Source organism: Ramlibacter sp. (genome assembly GCF_028291745.1).
Classification (GTDB): Bacteria; Pseudomonadota; Gammaproteobacteria; order Burkholderiales; family Burkholderiaceae_C; genus Ramlibacter.
Window position 1 is genome coordinate 1 of record NZ_JAQGNQ010000017.1, and the last position, 16,811, is coordinate 16,811.

The window sequence follows — 16,811 nt, forward strand, 5'->3', positions numbered from 1 at the left end:
GGACGTGTGATCGAGCGGAGAGTTTGGCTGCGCAGCAGTCAAACTCGCAGCGAGTTCGGCCGCGCGGGCCGCAAGACCGGCCAGCGCAGGTTTGCCCGATCGCGCCTGGCGCGATCGGGACGCCCCGCCGCGCGCCGCAGCCCGCCCGCATGCGGCTTTGCCGCCCCGGTCGCTGTCGTGGCGGACTGACACCAGGCCCTTCTTTTTCAACATGGATCCCGGGTCAGGCCCGGGATGACATCCTGACCCCCAGCAACTCCCCGCCTTACCAGCGGTCCCGAATCCGCGCCTGCGCGAAGTCGCCGAACAGCTGCTGCCCGCGCGGCGTCGGGTAGACGCGGTCGGCGAACAGGAACAGGCTGAAGTCCAGGCCAGGCTGGATGGTCGAAGGCGTGCACAGGCGCGAATTCACCTGGCCCGGGCCGGTGCCGATGCCCGGCCCCGGATCCACCGAGGTGCAGACGATGGTGGTCGCGTCGGTCAGCGAGCTGCTGGTGGGACTCGACGTCAGCAGGTTGTATTCGAGCGCCGCATCCACGTACAGCACGTCCGCGCCCAGGTCGACCAGCGACACCAGCAGCTTGTCGTTGAAGCCGCTGCTGGTCGCATCCAGCAGCGTGGACTGGTTGAGCTGCGTCGACCACGGCGAACGCGACAGGTTGTAGGGACCCGCCACCACGACGTGCGTGGCGCCGGCGTTCACCAGTCGCCGCACCTGTGCGGCCAGGTCGATGCCGGCCTGCTGCGCGTGCGCCACGGCGGTGGCGGAGCTCTGCGTGCCGTTGATCGTGGCCTGCGCCTCGGCGATGACGTCGGCCGTGCCGGCGCTCAGGATGATCAGGTCCTGGGGGCCCGGTTTGCCGGCAGCCAGGAAGGCGTCGACCTGCTCCGTCACCGTCGGGGTGGCGGCGTTGCCCGCCGCGTCGGGGTGGATGGTCACGCGCGCATTGCCGGTGGCGTACGAGGTGCCGCCCTGCGCGACGTTGGTCAGCGGCAGGCTGAACGAGTTCGCGACGTACTGCGTCCAGATGTTGATGGTGCCGTCGTTGACCGTGTAGCGCGAGCCGGTCTGCCCGAGGTCGGCCATCGAGTCACCGAAGGCGACGACCCGCGCAGGGCTGAAACTCGAAACGATGCTGCCACCGCCGCAGGCGGTGAGCGCGAGGGCCGAGGCCGCGGCCAGCAGCCAGGTGCGGCGCAACCACTGAATTGCCATGGATGATCACTCCCGATGAAACCGGTGAGTTTAACGAGCGTCGGTGAACGCTTCGTAAGCGTCTGGCTCAGCTGGCGGCAGCGCGCTTCAGGCGATCGCGCACACCGTCCCATTCGGCGCCCTCGGGGGGCGCCTCGACCCAGATCAAACTGACGCCCGCCGCGTCGAAGTCGCGCAGCACTGCAAACAGCTGGCGTGCCACCGCGGCCGCGTCGTCGGGCATGCGGCGGTAGTGGCGCGAACGCGCGCGCACCGCGGCGCGGGCATAAACGGCGATGCCCGAGGCATCGGGCCCCAGCACGTCGAGTGCGGCCTGCAGGGCGCCGGCATCCATCAGGCGCACCTTGGCGTCGGGCGCGTAGTGCGATTCCAGCGTGCCGGAAGCACGCGGCGCGGCCCCTGGCATTTCCTCGGGCAGCCACAGGCGCTCGCCGCAGGCCGACTCGATCTCCGTGCGCGTGAGCACGCCCGGCCGCAGCAGCACCGGCACCCCGCGCGTGCAATCGACGATCGCGGATTCGATGCCCACGCGGGTGGCGCCGCCGTCGAGCACGAGCAGGTCCTCGGCGAATTCGGAGGCGACGTGCTGCGCGGTGGTCGGGCTGACGCGGCCGAAGCGATTGGCGCTCGGACCGGCAAGCCCGAACACCGGCGGCTCGCTGGCGGCACAGGCCACCAGCAGCGCGTGCGCCACCGGATGCGCCGGGCAGCGCAGGCCGATCGAATCCTGGCCGCCGGCAGCGGCCGCGCCCAGGTCTGCGCGGCGCGGCAGGATCAGCGTCAGCGGCCCGGGCCAGAAGGCCTGCATCAGGCGCTGCGCCACCGGCGGCACCGTCGCCGCGAAGCGCGAGGCGGCGGCCGCATCGCTCACATGCACGATCAGCGGATGGTCGCTGGGCCGGCCCTTGGCGGCGAAGATGCCGGCCACCGCCGCATCGTTGCCGGCGTCGGCGCCCAGGCCATACACCGTCTCGGTCGGAAAGGCGACCAGGCCGCCGCGCGCCAGCACCTGCGCGGCCTGCGCCACCGAGCTGTCCTGCCGGCCGTCGAGGATCATGAGTTCAGAAGGGCGCGATGCCGAGGATGTGCGCCGCCCGCAAGGCGGTGGCGCGCACCGCATCGACGTTCGCGCCGGTGACATTGAGATGTCCCATCTTGCGACCGGGCCGCGCATCGAGCTTGCCGTACAGGTGCAGGTGGGTGCCGGGCAGCGCCAGGACTGCGGCCCAGTCGGGTGCCTGCGCCTGCTCGCCCGCTCGGAACCACAGGTCGCCCAACAGATTGAGCATGACCGCGGGGCTGTGCTGGCGCGGCTGCGTGAGCGGCAGGCCGGCCAGAGTGCGCACCTGCAGCTCGAACTGCGACACGTCCGCCGCATCCATGCTCCAGTGCCCGCTGTTGTGCGGCCGCGGGGCCATCTCGTTGACCACTAGCGAGCCGTCTTCGAGGCCGAAGAATTCGACGCACAGCACGCCGACATAGTCCAGGCCCTCGGCGATCCTGCGCGTGGCGGCGATCGCCTGCGTCGCCTGGTCCGCGGCCACGCCGTTCTCGTGCACCTCGGTCACGGCAAGGATGCCGTCGCGATGCAGGTTGCGCTGCACCGGCAGGTGCACGATCGCGCCGTCGCGCCCGCGTGCCACCAGCACTGAGCATTCGAAGGCGAGCGGCAGCATCTTTTCGAGTACGCAGGTCGTGCGCTTGAGCGACTCCCAGCCGGCACGCAATTGAGCGCGGGTGGCCACGCGCACCTGGCCCTTGCCGTCATAACCCAGGCGCGCGGTCTTGAGGATGCCGGGCAGCAGGTCGTCGGCGACTGCCGCGAGGTCTTCCTCGTTGGCGATCACCGCGTGCGGGGCACAGGCCACGCCGCAGCGGGTGAAATGCGCTTTCTCCTCGGCGCGGTCCTGGGCGATCGCCACGGCCGCGGCGCCGGGGGAGACCGGCCGGTGTTCGGCCATCTGCGCCAGCGCCTGCGCCGGCACGTTCTCGAACTCGGTGGTGATCGCGTCGCTGTGGCCGCACAGCTTGGCCAGGCCGATCTCGTCGAGATAGTCGGCCTGCACGTGCTCGTGGCTGACGCGCCCGGCGGGGCTGTGGGGGTCGGGGTCGAGGACCGCCGTGAAGTAGCCCATGCGCTGCGCGGCATGGACGAACATGCGACCGAGCTGGCCGCCTCCCATCACGCCCAGCGTGGCGCCCGGCAGCACGAGAGGCAAGGCGCCATCGCGCTTGCGCGCGCCCGCGGCAGGAGAGCCTGCGTGCTGCGCACTGCGGTCTTCGCCCTTGGCGCGGCCCGGCGGGCTCATGCTCGGTCTTTCGGCGGCAGGGTCGTGGCGCGCGCGGCTTCGGTCTGGCGCGCGCGGAAGGCGTCCAGCTGCGCGCGCAGGGCGGGGTCGTTCACGGCAAGCATCGCCACCGCGAACAGCGCCGCATTGGCCGCGCCCGCGTTGCCGATGGCGAAGGTGGCGACCGGAATGCCCTTGGGCATCTGCACGATGCTGTGCAGCGAATCGACGCCTTGCAGGTGGCGGCTGGCCACCGGCACCCCCAGCACCGGCACCGTCGTCTTGGCCGCCAGCATGCCCGGCAGGTGGGCGGCGCCGCCGGCGCCGGCGATGATCGCCTTCAGGCCGCGGCCCGCTGCGGCCTCCGCATAGGCGAACATGTCATCCGGCATGCGGTGGGCCGAGACGACCTTCGCCTCATGGGCGATCCCGAATTCCTGGAGAATCTGCACCGCATGCTGCAGGGTGTCCCAGTCGCTGCCGGACCCCATCACCACCCCGACCGACACGGTGCTCATGTTCATAGAATGCTTCGAGAAGAAGCCCCAATTTTACTTTGACGCCCAGAAGGGCCGGACATGATCGACGTCACCATCGAGAACTTCGAACTGGAGGTCATTGCGACCTCCGCGACCCAGCCGGTGCTGGTGGACTTCTGGGCCCCGTGGTGCGGGCCCTGCAAGGCGCTCGGCCCGATCCTGGAAAAGCTGGAGGTCGAGTACGGCGGCGCCTTCAAGCTGGTCAAGATCAACTCCGACGAGGAACAGCAGATCGCCGGCGCCTTCGGCATCCGCAGCATCCCCACCGTGATCCTGCTGAAGAACGGCCAGCCGGTCGACGGCTTCATGGGCGCGCTGCCCGAAGGCAAGGTGCGCGAGTTCCTCGACAAGCACGTGCCGGCGCTCGCACCCCAGGAGGAGGAAGAGCCGCTGCTGGAAGAGCCGGGCGACGCCGACCCCGAGGCACAGCTCGAGCGCCTGCAGCAGGCCGTGGCCAGCGACCCCGCCAACGACGATGCGCGCTTCGACTACGTCAAGGCACTGCTGGCTTCAGGGCACGAGGCCGAAGCGCGCCGCGCGTTCGAGCCGGCCGCTGCCAGGGCGGGGCTGGTGCGGCGCATCGACGCGCTCGCGCGCTGGCTCGACGCGCTGTCGTTTGCCGCGACCCGGCCGGACGTGGCCGCGCTCGATGCGAAGATCGCCGCCAACCGGCGCGACTTCCAGGCGCGCTTCGATCGCGCGCGCGTGCTGATCGCGCAGCAGCAGTGGACAGCCGCGATGGACGAACTGCTGGAGATCCTGATGCGCGACAAATCGTGGAACGAGGACCTCGCGCGCAAGACCTATATTGCGATCCTGGAGATCGTCGAGCCGCCGAAAGTGAAGGTGGCCGAGGGGCAGATCCCGCCGGACGATCCGACGGTGGCCACGTACCGGCGGCGCTTGTCGTCGGTGGTGTTGTCGTAGGTTGCCGGGGTGGTGGGGTGCCTGCCGCATCCCACCCTACAGCGCCATGCCCGCCGGTGCCTCGGTAGGGTGGGATGCCGCAGGCACCCCACCAACACCGGCCTCACCGCGTGAGCATCACCACCCGCGCCAACGGCACGCGCACGCGCAGCTCCACCAGCTCGCCGCCCGTGCGCAGCTTCGGGAAGTTCACCGCCACGACATCGACCACGCCGCGCGTGAGCGCGGGCACGGCGGTCTTGCGGCCGGCCGGCTCGTTGTCGCCGTTGGCCAGCGGCTGATCGCCATCGCATCGCGACAGCAGGGCAGGCTGCGCGATGTTCGCCTGCCGCACGCCCGCAAGCGCCGCGTGCGAGGCTTGCACGATCGCGCGGCCATCGGCGCCGAGCAGGGTCAGGCCCTCGAAGTCGGGCGCCCACTGATCCTCGCTCACCCGGCCGGCGAGGATGCACTGCGCATTGGACTGCGCGAACGCAGGCGCCGCAACGACGCCTGCCACCAGGAGGAGAAGGAGCTTGGCTTTCATGCGGCCAGCATAGCGCGCAGCCTGCGCCGCGCCGCCGGCCTTTTACATCTGCTTAAGCGGCAGTCAGGCGGTCGAGCGCTTCGCGGTACTTGGCGGCCGTCTTCACGATCACCTCCTGGGGCAGCCGTGGCGCCGGCGGCGTCTTGTCCCAGGGGTGGCCATCGATGCGCACGCTCTCGAGCCAGTCGCGCACGAACTGCTTGTCGTAGCTCGGCGGATTCTGGCCGGCGGTGAAAGCGGCATGGTAGCCCTCGACCGGCCAGTAGCGCGAGGAGTCGGGCGTGAGCACTTCGTCCATCAGCACGACGCGGCCCTGCTCGTCCAGGCCGAACTCGAACTTCGTGTCGGCGATGATGAGCCCCTTGGTCAGCGCGAAGTCGGCAGCCTCGCGGTAGATGCGGATGCTCAGGTCGCGGATCTGCGCGGCCACGTCGGGGCCGATCAGCGCCACCACCTTGTCGAAGCTGATGTTCTCGTCATGCCCCGAGGCCGCCTTGGCCGCGGGCGTGAAGATCGGCTCGGGCAGCTTGCTCGCGTTCTTCAGGCCGGCCGGCAGCGGCACGCCGCACACCGATTGCGTGTCCTGGTATTCCTTCCAGCCGCTGCCGGCGAGGTAACCCCGCACCACCGCCTCCACCAGGATGGGCTTCAGGCGCTTGACGAGCATCGAGCGTCCCTGCACCTGCGGCAGTTCCGCGGCCTGGACCACGCTTTCCGGCGCTTCGCCAGTCAGGTGGTTGGGGCACACGTGGCCCAACCGCGCGAACCAGAACAGCGCCATCTTCGTGAGGATCTCGCCCTTGCCCGGAATCGGCTCGCCCATGATCACGTCGAAGGCGGAGAGCCGGTCGCTTGCCACCATGAGGATGCGGTTCGTGCCGACCGCGTAGTTGTCGCGCACCTTGCCGCGGGCCAGCAGGGGCAGCGAGGTGATGTTGGAGGTGTGCAGGGCGGCGGTCATGGGCGGCTCAAAGTAAAACGGCCCGCAGGTCGCGGGCCGCCGATTATCGCAAGGGTGACAAGCGGCTCAGTTCACCGTCGGGGCCAGCTCGCCCTGGGCGTATTTCTTCGCGACGACCTGCAGCGGGTCGCCCTTCACCTTGCTGCCCTGTCCCTGACAGCCGAACTCGACGTAGCGCTGCTTGCAGATCAGCCGGGCCGCCTCGCGCGCCGGCTTCATCCACTCGCGCATGTCGAACTTGTCGGGATTCTCGGCCAGGAACTTGCGCACCGCGCCGGTCATCGCCAGGCGGATGTCCGTATCGATGTTGATCTTGCGCACGCCGTGCTTGATGGCTTCCTGGATCTCCTCGACCGGCACGCCGTAGGTTTCCTTCATGTTGCCGCCGTACTGGCGAATGATCGCCAGCAGGTCCTGCGGCACCGAGGAGGAACCGTGCATCACGAGGTGCGTGTTGGGGATGCGGCGATGGATCTCCTTGATGCGGTCGATCGCCAGGATGTCGCCCGTGGGCTTGCGGGTGAACTTGTAGGCGCCGTGGCTGGTGCCGATGGCGATGGCCAGCGCATCGAGCTGCGTCCTCTTGACGAAATCGGCGGCCTGCTCGGGGTCCGTCAGCAGCTGCTCGCGCGTCATCGTCGAATCGGTGCCGTGGCCGTCTTCCTTGTCGCCCTTCATGGTCTCCAGCGAGCCGAGGCAGCCCAGTTCTCCTTCGACCGTCACGCCCAGCTTGTGCGCCATGTCGACGACCTTGCGGGTGACGTCCACGTTGTAGTCGTAGCTGGCGATGGTCTTGCCGTCGGCTTCCAGCGAGCCGTCCATCATCACCGAGGAGAAGCCCAGCTCCATGGCGCCCTTGCACACCTCGGGGCTCTGGCCGTGGTCCTGGTGCATCACCAGCGGGATCTTCGGGTACGCCTCGAGCGCGGCCTGGATCAGGTGCTTGACGAAGGGCTCGCCGGCGTACTTGCGCGCCCCGGCGCTCGCCTGCAGGATCACCGGCGAATCCGTTTCCTTGGCCGCTTCCATCACGGCCTGCACCTGTTCGAGGTTGTTGACGTTGAAGGCGGGGATCCCGTAGCCGTTGGCGGCGGCGTGGTCCAGCAGTTCGCGCATGGAAACGAGAGGCATGGCAGTTCCTGGAGTGCGACAGAAATGGCCCGCACGGTCGATGTAACCGCGCGGTAACTCGTGCGATTCTAGCCCGCGAGCCTGGGGCTGCGGGCTCTCAGGATGTCATCCCGGGCTTGACCCGGGATCCACGACGGCGCGTGAACAGGCGCCGTCTGGATTGCGGGTCAAGCCCGCAATGGCATCCGGGATTGCGGGACAAGCCGCGATGACATCGCTGCGACTCAGGTCGCCCGCACAACCTTCAGCATGTTCGTCCCCCCCGGGGCGCCCATCGGCTCGCCGCAGGTGATCGCGTAGATGTCGCCGGACTGCACGATGCCGCGCTTCTTCAGGTGCGCTTCCGCTTCGGCCAGCGCCGTATCGCGGTCGGCGCTCTGGTCCATCAGCAGCGGGCGCACGTTGCGGTACAGGGCCATCCGGCGCTGCGTCACCAGCTTGGGGGTGAGTGCGTAGATCGGGATGTGGATGCGGTGCCGGCTCATCCACAGCGCGGTCGAGCCGGAATCGGTCAGCGCCACGATCGCCTTGCATCCCAGGTGGTAGGCCGTGAACAGCGCGCCCATCGCGATCGACTGGTCGATGCGCGAGAAGGCCATGCCGGTGAAGTCGGCATCGAGCTTCACGTCTTCCGCCATCTCCGCCTCGGCGCAGATCGCCGCCATCTGCTGCACGACTTCCACCGGGTACTTGCCGGCGGCGGTCTCGGCGCTGGTCATCACCGCATCCGTGCCATCGAGCACCGCGTTCGCCACGTCGCTCACCTCGGCGCGCGTGGGCACCGGGTTGGCGATCATCGACTCCATCATCTGCGTCGCAGTGATCACCACCTTGTCGTACTGGCGGGCCATGCGGATCATGCGCTTCTGCAGCGCCGGCACCGCGGCGTTGCCCACTTCCACGGCCAGGTCGCCCCGCGCCACCATGATGCCGTCGCTGGCCTTGAGGATCTGTTCCAGGTTGGGAATCGCCTCGGCCCGCTCGATCTTGGCGATCAGCGCGGGACGGTGGCGGAAATCCGCCCCCGCCACGTTGCACAGCTGGCGCGCCATCTCCATGTCGGTGGCGGTCTTCGGAAAGCTCACCGCCACGAAATCGGCCTGGAAGCTCATGGCGGTGCGGATGTCCTCCATGTCCTTGGCCGTCAGCGCCGGCGCCGTGAGGCCGCCCCCCTGCTTGTTGATGCCCTTGTTGTTGGACAGCACGCCTCCGGCCACGACGGTGGTGCGGATCTGGTCGCCGTGCACGGAATCGACCGTCAGCACGATCAGGCCATCGTTCAGCAGCAGCGAATCGCCAGGGCGGACGTCGCGCGGCAGCTCCTTGTAGTCGAGGCCGACGCCGTTGATGTCGCCGGGCTCCTCGCGGGAGGCGTCGAGCACGAACTGCGCGCCCGGCTCCAGCATCACGCGCCCTTCGGCAAACTTGCCGACGCGGATCTTGGGTCCCTGCAGGTCCGCCATGATCGCCACCTCGCGGCCGGTCGACTGGCTGACCTGCCGCACGAGCTTGGCGAGCGCGATCTTGTCCTGCCCGGTGCCGTGGCTGAAGTTCAGGCGCACCACGTTCACGCCGGCGCGCAGGATGCGCTCCAGGATGGCGGGGTCGCTGGAGGCGGGGCCGAGGGTGGCGACGATCTTGGTGGCGCGGGGCAGCATGGACATCGGCTCCTGTGATTCAGTTCCGGATTTTCACACGGTACCCGTTACGAGCCGGTTACCACTCACTCAGCCCTGCGCGCGCTTCTGCAGGATCTCGAACGCCGGCAGCGTCTTGCCTTCCAGCACTTCGAGGAAGGCGCCGCCGCCGGTGGAGATGTAGCCCACGTCCTGCTCGATACCGTACTTGGCGATCGCGGCGAGCGTATCCCCGCCACCAGCGATGCTGAAGGCCGAGGAGGCCGCGACGGCGCGGGCGATCGCTTCCGTGCCCTTGCCAAAGGCATCGAACTCGAACACGCCGACCGGCCCGTTCCAGACGATGGTGCCGGCCGCCATCAGTTGCGCGCTCAACCTTTTCGCCGTCTCCGGCCCGATGTCCAGGATCATGTCGTCGGGCGCTACATCCGCCGCCTGCTTCACGGTCGCGGCTGCGTCGGCGGCGAAGGTCTTGGCAACGACCACATCGGTGGGGATCGGCACTTCGGCGCCGCGCGCCTTCATCGCCTCGATCACCGATTTCGCCTGGTCCAGGAGGTCGGCTTCGGCGAGCGACTTGCCGATCGGCAGGCCCGCAGCCAGCATGAAGGTGTTGGCGATGCCGCCACCGACGATCAGCTGGTCGACGTTGTGGGCCAGCGATTGCAGGATGGTGAGCTTGGTCGACACCTTCGAGCCGGCGACGATCGCCACCAGCGGTCGCTTCGGTTGCGCCAATGCCTTGGAGATCGCGTCGATCTCCGCGGCCAACAGCGGGCCGGCGCACGCGATCTTGGCGTACTGCGCGATGCCGTAGGTGGTGGCCTCGGCGCGGTGGGCGGTCCCGAAGGCATCGTTCACGTAGATGTCGCACAGGGCGGCCATCTTCTGCGCCAGCTCGGGGCTGTTCTTCTTCTCGCCCTTGTTGATGCGGCAGTTTTCCAGCAGCACCAGTTCGCCCGGCTGCACGTCGACGCCGTCCACCCAGTCCTGCTTGAGCGGCACCGGGCGCCCGAGCAGTTCCGACAGGCGCTTGGCCACGGGCGCGAGCGAGTCCTCGGGCTTGAACGCGCCCTCGGTGGGACGTCCGAGGTGCGAGGTCACCATCACCGCCGCGCCGCCGTTCAGCGCCATCTGGATGCAGGGCACCGAGGCGCGAATCCGCGTGTCCTCGGTGATGTTGCCGGCATCGTCCTGCGGCACGTTGAGGTCGGCCCGGATGAAGACGCGGCGGCCGCGGGCGCGGCCCTCGTCGCACAGATCGGAAAAACGCAGGACGTTCATGGGAGCTTCGAGGGTGGAACGAAAACCCCCATTCTAGGAAGCCGGCGCGATTCCAGGCAGCCCCCCACGCAGGCGGGGCTTCGCGCAGCGAACCCCAGCGCTGCGGTCAGGCGCAGCGCCGGGGTGCCTGCGGCAGCCCAGCCTACCAACCGAATCCGAGGTGCAGCGGCAGATATACGGCCATGCCCAGGATCAGCGTGAGCAGCACGCTGCGCCGCCAGAAGTACACCGCCGCGCCGGCCAGTGCGCCAAAGAGCCGCGCGTCGTGCCAGGTCCCGACCAGATGGCCGTTGCTCATGACCACCTCGGGCAGCACCACCCCCGAGAGCGCGGCCACCGGCGCGTACTGCAAGGCGCGGTGCGCCCAGGCCGGCAGCGACCACGGCCGGTCGAGGATAAAGAAGAAGCAGCGCGCCAGCACGGTGACACCGGCCAGGCCGGCGATCACGAACAGCGTCCAGGCGTCGGTCTCGCCCTTCATGCGGTGCGCTCCCGCGCGGGCCCGCGCTGCCGGCCTTCGAGCCAGAAGCAGGCGAGCACGGCGATCGCGATCGCCGCGACGATATTCAGTTTCAGCGGCAGCGCATAGGCGGCCACTGCGGCCGCGCCGGCGACGATGGCCGCCAGCACGCGCAGCGGCGTGTTGGCCAGCGAGCACAGGATGCCGACCAGGCACAGCACGCCCGCGAAGCCCAGTCCCCACGCGCTCGGGATCAGGTTGGCCAGCGCCACGCCCGCCAGGCTGGCGCCCGTCCACGCCACCCAGGTCACGAAGTAGTTGCCGGCCAGGAAGGACTCCTGCGCGCGATACCCCTCGGCATCCTGCGCCGGCTGCGGGAAGCGGCTGGTGAACACGGCGTAGCTCAGGTCCGCGGTGAGGAAGCCGTTGACCAGGCGGCGCCAGCGCGGCAGGTGCATCAGGTACTCGCGCAGGTGCAGGCTGAAGACGACGAAGCGCAGGTTGACGCAAAAGCCCGTGGCCCAGATCACCCAGGCGGGCGCGGCGGCCACGATCAGCGGAATGGCGGCGAGTTGCGAGCTGCCCGCGTAGACGAACAGCGTCATCGCCACGGCCTCGACCACGCTCATGCCGGACTTGACCATGGCCACGCCGGTCATGAGGCCCCAGGCGGCGATGCCCGGCGCCACCGAGGCGGTGGCGCGCATGCCCTGACGGAACTCGGGATGCGAGTGGACGCTGCGCAGGAAGAACATCAGGTCTCGAAGTGCATGCCCGCTTCCAAGGGGAAGCCACGCAGGAAATCGGCAGCCGCGAGACGCTTGCCGCCGGGACGCTGCAGTTCGCGGATCTCCAGGCGGCTGGCGTCGCCGCAGGCGACCGCGATGCCGTGTTCGTCCACGGCCACCACGGTTCCCGGGGCCACGCCGCCGCGCTCCGGCATGACGTGCGCACGCCAGATCTTCACCGTCTCGCCGCGGATCTGCGCGCTTGCCCCCGGGAAGGGATCGAAGGCGCGGAGGCGGCGCTCAATGGTGGCGGCCGGTTGCGACCAGGCGATCGCCGCCTCCGCCTTCTCGATCTTGTGCGCGTAGGTGACGCCTTCGGCCGGTTGCGGCACCGCGCGCAGGCCGCCGCAGGCCGCCAGCTCCAGCGCCTCGACGATCATGCGGGCGCCCAGCGCCGCCAGCGCATCGTGCAGGGAGCCGGTGGTGGCGTCGGGCGCGATCGCGATGCGCTCCACCAGCAGCATCGCGCCGGTGTCCAGGCCGGCGTCCATCTGCATGATGGTCACGCCGGTCTCGGCGTCACCCGCTTCGATGGCCCGGTGGATCGGCGCGGCGCCGCGCCAGCGAGGCAGCAGCGAGGCATGGATGTTCAGGCAACCCAGGCGCGGCAGGTCCAGCACCCACTGCGGCAGGATCAGGCCATAGGCGGCGACGACCATCACGTCGGGCCTGGCTTCTTCCAGCGCAGCCCGCGCGGAGGATGCGTCCTCCGGGTACTTGCCAGCGAGACGCAGGCTGCGCGGTTGCGCCACGGCGATGCCCTGCTCCAGCGCGAACTGCTTCACGGGAGAGGGCTGCAGCTTCATGCCGCGGCCGGCCGGGCGATCCGGCTGCGTCAACACCAGGGGGACGGTGAAGCCGGCAGCGTGCAGGCGTTGGAAGGCGGCCCGCGCGAATTCGGGCGTCCCGGCAAAGACGACCCGCATCAGTAGCGGTCGCTGGGCGCGTTGATGAACTCCATGCCGGGATGCGCGCGCTGCACGACGCCCTGCCGATCGAAGTAGACCCAATAGAACATGTCGTTGTTGCCCAGGTCGCGCCAACGGTAGGTCCAGACCGGCCCGTTCCAGCTGGCCACGGTGTCGATCTGCGCCGGCGGCCCGAATTCGCGCTGCACGTCGGCGACCGTCCAGGCGCCCGTCTCGATGCGCTGGAAGTTGGCTTCGGTCAGCACCTGGCGCGAGCTGACCACGTGCCCGCTGGCATCGAGGTCCACCGCGAAGGCGTAGCGACCCAGCGGCTGCAGCGTGTACTGCATGCGCTGGCCGCCATTGGCCAAAGGCAGCACCGCAACCGGTTGCCCGGCGCGCGCGACCACCTGGTCGCGGGTGGCGCCGGCGGCAATGTTGGCGGTGTTCCAGGGATTGGCGCAGGCAGCGAGAAGCAGTGCGCTGCCGGCAAGCAGGAGACCAAGACGCATGGGGATCTCTCCGGTTCAGACCCGCTCGGTGTCGCGGCGCGCCTTGAGCATCTTGTTCTTGATGCGATTGCGCTTGAGCGGCGACAGGTATTCGACGAAGACCTTGCCCAGAAGGTGGTCCATCTCGTGCTGGATGCACACGGCCAGCATGCCCTCGGCCGCGAGCTCGCGCGACTGGCCTTCGCCGTCGAGGGCCCGCACCTTGATGGAGCGCGCACGCTCGACGCCGTCGTAGATGCCCGGCACCGAGAGGCAGCCTTCGTCGCCCAGCTGCGTGTCGTCGCTGGCCCAGACGATCTCGGGGTTGATCAACACCAGCGGCTGGTTGCGCTCCTCGGAGATGTCGATGACGATCAGGCGCTCGTGCACGTCCACCTGCGTGGCCGCCAGGCCGATGCCGTTGGCGTCGTACATCGTTTCCAGCAGGTCCGCGATCAGGCCGCGGATCCGCGCATCGACGGCCTGCACGGGCCTGGCCACCGTGTGCAGGCGGGGATCGGGGTAGGTGAGGATGGGAAGGAGAGCCATGAGGAAAGTGTGAGACTTCTGTCGCTATTTTCCGCCACTTTTCTCGTTGCGGGCGGACGACAAGCCCAATAAACATTGCCCGATCAAGGACTTGGGGTCAGAATCGCCAGCAACTTGTCAAGAGCGGACGTATACGAGATGGCCCTTTCCAAGGCAGCTTTCGGCCTGGCAACCCGCACGATCGCCGCCTGCGCGGCAGTGGTCGTGGGAGGTGGGTTGGCAACCACGGCCGCGGCCCAGAATTTCCCGATCACGCCCGAGCAGCGCTCCACGGCGCAGCAGGTGGCCAGCGCGGGTGTGCCGCTGTCGGAACTCGCGCCCAACGCGCCGGACAGCTACACGGTGAGGTCGGGCGACACCCTGTGGCGCATTTCCGGCCTGTTCCTCAAGAGCCCGTGGCGCTGGCCCGAGCTGTGGGGCATGAACCTGGACCAGGTGCGCAACCCGCACCGCATCTATCCCGGCGAGATCCTGTACCTGGAAAAGTCCAACGGCGTGGCGCGGCTGCGCCTCGGCCAGCCGCCTGCCGGCGAACCGCCGACCGACACCGTGCGCCTGTCCCCGCGCGTGCGCAACGCAGCGGTCACCGACGGTTCGATCCCGGCGCTGCCGCCGCAGGTGATCGAGCCCTTCCTCAACGAAGCCATCATCGTCGAGGATCCCGGCGTGCTGGAACGGGCCCCGCGCATCGTCGCAGCCTCGGATGACCGCGTGCTGCTCACGCGCGGCGATCGCGCTTATATACGCGGCCGCACCGGCACCCCGGTGACCGAATCGGATCCGCGCGGCGACCAGTTCCGCGTGTTCCGCAACCCCGAGCCACTGCGTGACCCCGTCACCCACCGCGTGCTGGGCTACGAGGCGCATTACCTGGGCGGCGCCGAACTCGTGCGCCCCGAAGGCGTCGAGCCGGTGCGCAACAGCCGGGACAAGGAAGTCGAGACGCTGGTTCCGGCCACCGTGGACATCACCCGCGCCAAGGAAGAAATGCGGGTCGGCGACCGCCTGCTGCCCGAGCCGCCGCGGACGCTGGCCAGCTACGTGCCGCGGGCGCCCGGCCTCGGCGTCGACGGCAACATCGTTTCGGTCTACGGCGATGCCGTGGCCCTGGTCGGCCAGAACCAGGTGGTGGCGCTGAACCGCGGCGCCGCCGAGGGCATCGAGACCGGCTACGTGCTCGCGATCCTCAAGGCCGGCCGCGAAGTCGACGATCGTTCGCAGGACGGCGAACACGCCCGCCTGAAGCTGCCGGACGAACGCAACGGCCTGCTGATGGTGTTCCGCACCTTCGAGCACCTGTCGTATGCGCTGGTGCTGGAGATCACCGATACAGTGACGGTCGGCGATCGCGTGGTGAACCCGCGCTGACCCCATGCAGCCCGAGGAGCTGGCCGACTGGCTGCGCCTCGCGCTGACGCCCGGAGTCGGCCCGCAGGCCGCGCGCAAATTGCTCGCGGCTTTCGGCCTGCCGGAAGCCATCTTGCGGCAGGACCAGGCCGCCCTCTCGCAGGTGATCGACAGCGCGCGCGCCGAGGCGCTGCGCAAGCCCCCCGAAGGATTCGAGGCCCAGCTCGCGGCGACGCTCGCCTGGCTGGCCCAGGATCCGCAGGGGCGCGAGATCCTCACCCTCGCCGACGCGGAGTATCCGCAGGCGCTGCTGGCCATCGAAGACCCGCCGCTGATGCTCTATCGCCTGGGCGTTCGGGGCGTGACGCCGGCGCGCGCCCTGGCCATCGTCGGCAGCCGCAATCCCACGCCGCAGGGACTGCAAAACGCGCATCGCTTTGCCAAGGCCTTTGCCGCCGCTGGCGTGACGGTGGTCTCCGGCATGGCGCTGGGCATCGACGGCGCCGCCCACCAGGGCGCCCTCGACGGCGCGCCGGGCGATGCACTGGCGACGATCGCCGTCGTCGGCACCGGCCTGGACCGGGTCTATCCCAAGCGGCACCTGGAACTGGCGCATCGCATCGCGCAGCGCGGAATGATCGTCAGCGAATACCACATCGGCACGCCGCCGCTGGCGGAGAACTTCCCGCGCCGCAACCGCCTGATCGCCGGCCTGAGCCAGGGCACGCTGGTGGTGGAGGCGGCGCTGCAATCGGGCTCGCTGATCACCGCGCGGCTGGCGGCCGAACAGGGCAAGGAAGTGTTCGCCATTCCGGGCTCGATCCATTCGCCGCATGCGCGCGGCTGCCACGCCTTGCTGCGCCAGGGTGCCAAGCTGGTGGAAAGCGCGCAGGACGTGCTGGAGGACTTGCGCCTGTCACTGGCCGCGGCCGCCCCGGCAAGTTCCGAGGAAGCGGCCGAGGGCGAGAGCCCGCTGCTGGCCGCCATGGGCTATGACCCGATCGGGCTCGATCCGCTGATCGCGCGCACCGGCATCCCCGCGCCGCTGTTGCAGGCGCAACTGCTCGAACTGGAACTCGCGGGCGAGATCGCGCGCCTGCCCGGTGGTCTGTTCCAGCGACTGGCTGCGGCGTAGCACGCCTGCTGCGCCCGCGTGGCGCGTGCGCTGGCGCGACGCGCAAGGACAACAAGCTGCGCAAAAAACCTTGCCAGCATCTGCGCGACAGAGGCTATATTGGCTTTCATGTTTGAAGTGCTGGTATTCGTCTACGAAAACTACTGGCGCGGCGATGCGTGTCCCGAGCTGCATGCGCTCGAACGCAAGCTGAGCGCCCATGGCTTCGAACCCGACGAGATCCACGAGGCGCTGGTATGGCTCGATGGTCTCAACGTGGCAGCGCAGAACGCCTGCCCGCCGGCCCCGTCGCAACTCGAGAGCGCCCCGGAAGACGACGCGAGCATGCGCGTCTACTCGATCGCGGAACAGGACCAGCTGGGCGCCGAGTGCCTGGGCTTCATCAGCTTCCTCGAAGGCGCCGGCGTGCTGCCCCCGGCGCTGCGCGAGATCGTCGTGGATCGCGCGATGGCCGCGGCCGGCGAGCCGGTGCAACTCGACGCGCTCAAGATCATCGTGCTGATGGTCTACTGGCGCTTCGGCCACGAACCGGACGCCCTGATCCTCGACGAACTATGCGACGACACGGAGGACCGGGTCGCGCATTGAATGCCGGTTCGGCCAGCCGGACGCAAAAGACGCGAA

At 69.2% G+C, this 16,811-nt stretch carries 19 protein-coding genes; 5 read left to right on the plus strand and 14 right to left on the minus strand.

Features of this window, described 5'->3' with window-relative positions; translation table 11 throughout:
- Positions 1–189 (plus strand): hypothetical protein (locus tag JWP60_RS02555; protein WP_299786065.1); only part of this gene is annotated, 189 nt, incomplete at its 5' end.
- 76 nt (positions 190–265) lie between these two features.
- Here the strand turns inward: JWP60_RS02555 and JWP60_RS02560 are convergent.
- The 4 genes from JWP60_RS02560 to purE all read right to left on the minus strand — a co-directional run bounded on the left by JWP60_RS02560 (position 266) and on the right by purE (position 4,022).
- Positions 266–1,216: an SGNH/GDSL hydrolase family protein gene (locus JWP60_RS02560; protein WP_299786067.1), complete on the minus strand. Its 951-nt coding sequence runs from the start codon at positions 1,214–1,216 to the stop codon at positions 266–268.
- Positions 1,217–1,283: 67 nt separating this feature from the next.
- Positions 1,284–2,273, minus strand: a complete 990-nt coding sequence (locus JWP60_RS02565; RefSeq protein WP_299786069.1) for an L-threonylcarbamoyladenylate synthase — start codon at positions 2,271–2,273, stop codon at positions 1,284–1,286.
- 4 nt (positions 2,274–2,277) lie between these two features.
- Positions 2,278–3,525 carry a 5-(carboxyamino)imidazole ribonucleotide synthase gene (locus tag JWP60_RS02570; RefSeq protein ID WP_299786071.1) on the minus strand — a complete coding sequence of 416 codons (1,248 nt, stop codon included), beginning with the start codon at positions 3,523–3,525 and terminating at the stop codon, positions 2,278–2,280.
- Positions 3,522–4,022 (minus strand): 5-(carboxyamino)imidazole ribonucleotide mutase, encoded by a 501-nt coding sequence (gene purE, locus JWP60_RS02575; RefSeq protein ID WP_299786073.1) that lies wholly within the window; start codon positions 4,020–4,022, stop codon positions 3,522–3,524. Before purE ends, JWP60_RS02570 begins: the two co-directional genes overlap by 4 nt.
- Positions 4,023–4,082: 60 nt before the next feature.
- Here purE and trxA point away from each other — a divergent pair, with 60 nt between their 5' ends.
- Positions 4,083–4,970: a thioredoxin gene (gene trxA, locus JWP60_RS02580; protein WP_299786075.1), complete on the plus strand. Its 888-nt coding sequence runs from the start codon at positions 4,083–4,085 to the stop codon at positions 4,968–4,970.
- A 103-nt stretch (positions 4,971–5,073) separates the two neighbouring features.
- On the opposite strand, the gene JWP60_RS02585 is transcribed toward trxA, so the two are convergent.
- From JWP60_RS02585 to def, 10 genes are all read right to left on the minus strand, one after another.
- Positions 5,074–5,496 carry a hypothetical protein gene (locus JWP60_RS02585; protein WP_299786077.1) on the minus strand — a complete coding sequence of 141 codons (423 nt, stop codon included), beginning with the start codon at positions 5,494–5,496 and terminating at the stop codon, positions 5,074–5,076.
- A 52-nt stretch (positions 5,497–5,548) separates the two neighbouring features.
- Positions 5,549–6,457, minus strand: coding sequence for a phosphoribosylaminoimidazolesuccinocarboxamide synthase (locus JWP60_RS02590; RefSeq protein WP_299786079.1), 909 nt, complete (start codon positions 6,455–6,457; stop codon positions 5,549–5,551).
- A 66-nt stretch (positions 6,458–6,523) separates the two neighbouring features.
- Positions 6,524–7,588, minus strand: a complete 1,065-nt coding sequence (fba, locus tag JWP60_RS02595; protein ID WP_299786081.1) for a class II fructose-bisphosphate aldolase — start codon at positions 7,586–7,588, stop codon at positions 6,524–6,526.
- 224 nt (positions 7,589–7,812) lie between these two features.
- Positions 7,813–9,246: a pyruvate kinase gene (gene pyk / locus JWP60_RS02600; RefSeq protein WP_299786117.1), complete on the minus strand. Its 1,434-nt coding sequence runs from the start codon at positions 9,244–9,246 to the stop codon at positions 7,813–7,815.
- Between the two features lie 69 nt (positions 9,247–9,315).
- Entirely contained in the window at positions 9,316–10,509 is a 1,194-nt protein-coding gene (locus tag JWP60_RS02605; protein WP_299786083.1) for a phosphoglycerate kinase, read from the minus strand.
- Positions 10,510–10,651: 142 nt separating this feature from the next.
- Positions 10,652–10,990, minus strand: coding sequence for an AzlD domain-containing protein (locus JWP60_RS02610; protein ID WP_299786085.1), 339 nt, complete (start codon positions 10,988–10,990; stop codon positions 10,652–10,654).
- Positions 10,987–11,724: an AzlC family ABC transporter permease gene (locus tag JWP60_RS02615; RefSeq protein ID WP_299786087.1), complete on the minus strand. Its 738-nt coding sequence runs from the start codon at positions 11,722–11,724 to the stop codon at positions 10,987–10,989. Before JWP60_RS02615 ends, JWP60_RS02610 begins: the two co-directional genes overlap by 4 nt.
- Complete coding sequence (gene fmt / locus JWP60_RS02620) at positions 11,724–12,683, minus strand: methionyl-tRNA formyltransferase (RefSeq protein ID WP_299786089.1); 960 nt, start codon at positions 12,681–12,683, stop codon at positions 11,724–11,726. The genes JWP60_RS02615 and fmt overlap by 1 nt, the downstream gene beginning before the upstream one ends.
- Positions 12,683–13,177: a hypothetical protein gene (locus tag JWP60_RS02625; RefSeq protein WP_299786091.1), complete on the minus strand. Its 495-nt coding sequence runs from the start codon at positions 13,175–13,177 to the stop codon at positions 12,683–12,685. Before JWP60_RS02625 ends, fmt begins: the two co-directional genes overlap by 1 nt.
- A gap of 15 nt (positions 13,178–13,192) precedes the next feature.
- Positions 13,193–13,705: a peptide deformylase gene (def, locus tag JWP60_RS02630; RefSeq protein ID WP_299786093.1), complete on the minus strand. Its 513-nt coding sequence runs from the start codon at positions 13,703–13,705 to the stop codon at positions 13,193–13,195.
- Between the two features lie 138 nt (positions 13,706–13,843).
- Here def and JWP60_RS02635 point away from each other — a divergent pair, with 138 nt between their 5' ends.
- The 3 genes from JWP60_RS02635 to JWP60_RS02645 all read left to right on the plus strand — a co-directional run bounded on the left by JWP60_RS02635 (position 13,844) and on the right by JWP60_RS02645 (position 16,775).
- Positions 13,844–15,073, plus strand: a complete 1,230-nt coding sequence (locus JWP60_RS02635; RefSeq protein WP_299786095.1) for a LysM domain-containing protein — start codon at positions 13,844–13,846, stop codon at positions 15,071–15,073.
- A 4-nt stretch (positions 15,074–15,077) separates the two neighbouring features.
- Positions 15,078–16,187: a DNA-processing protein DprA gene (dprA, locus tag JWP60_RS02640; protein WP_299786097.1), complete on the plus strand. Its 1,110-nt coding sequence runs from the start codon at positions 15,078–15,080 to the stop codon at positions 16,185–16,187.
- Positions 16,188–16,295: 108 nt separating this feature from the next.
- A complete protein-coding gene (locus JWP60_RS02645) occupies positions 16,296–16,775 on the plus strand; it encodes a DUF494 domain-containing protein (RefSeq protein ID WP_299786099.1) in 480 nt (159 codons plus the stop codon).
- Positions 16,776–16,811 lie beyond the last annotated feature (36 nt).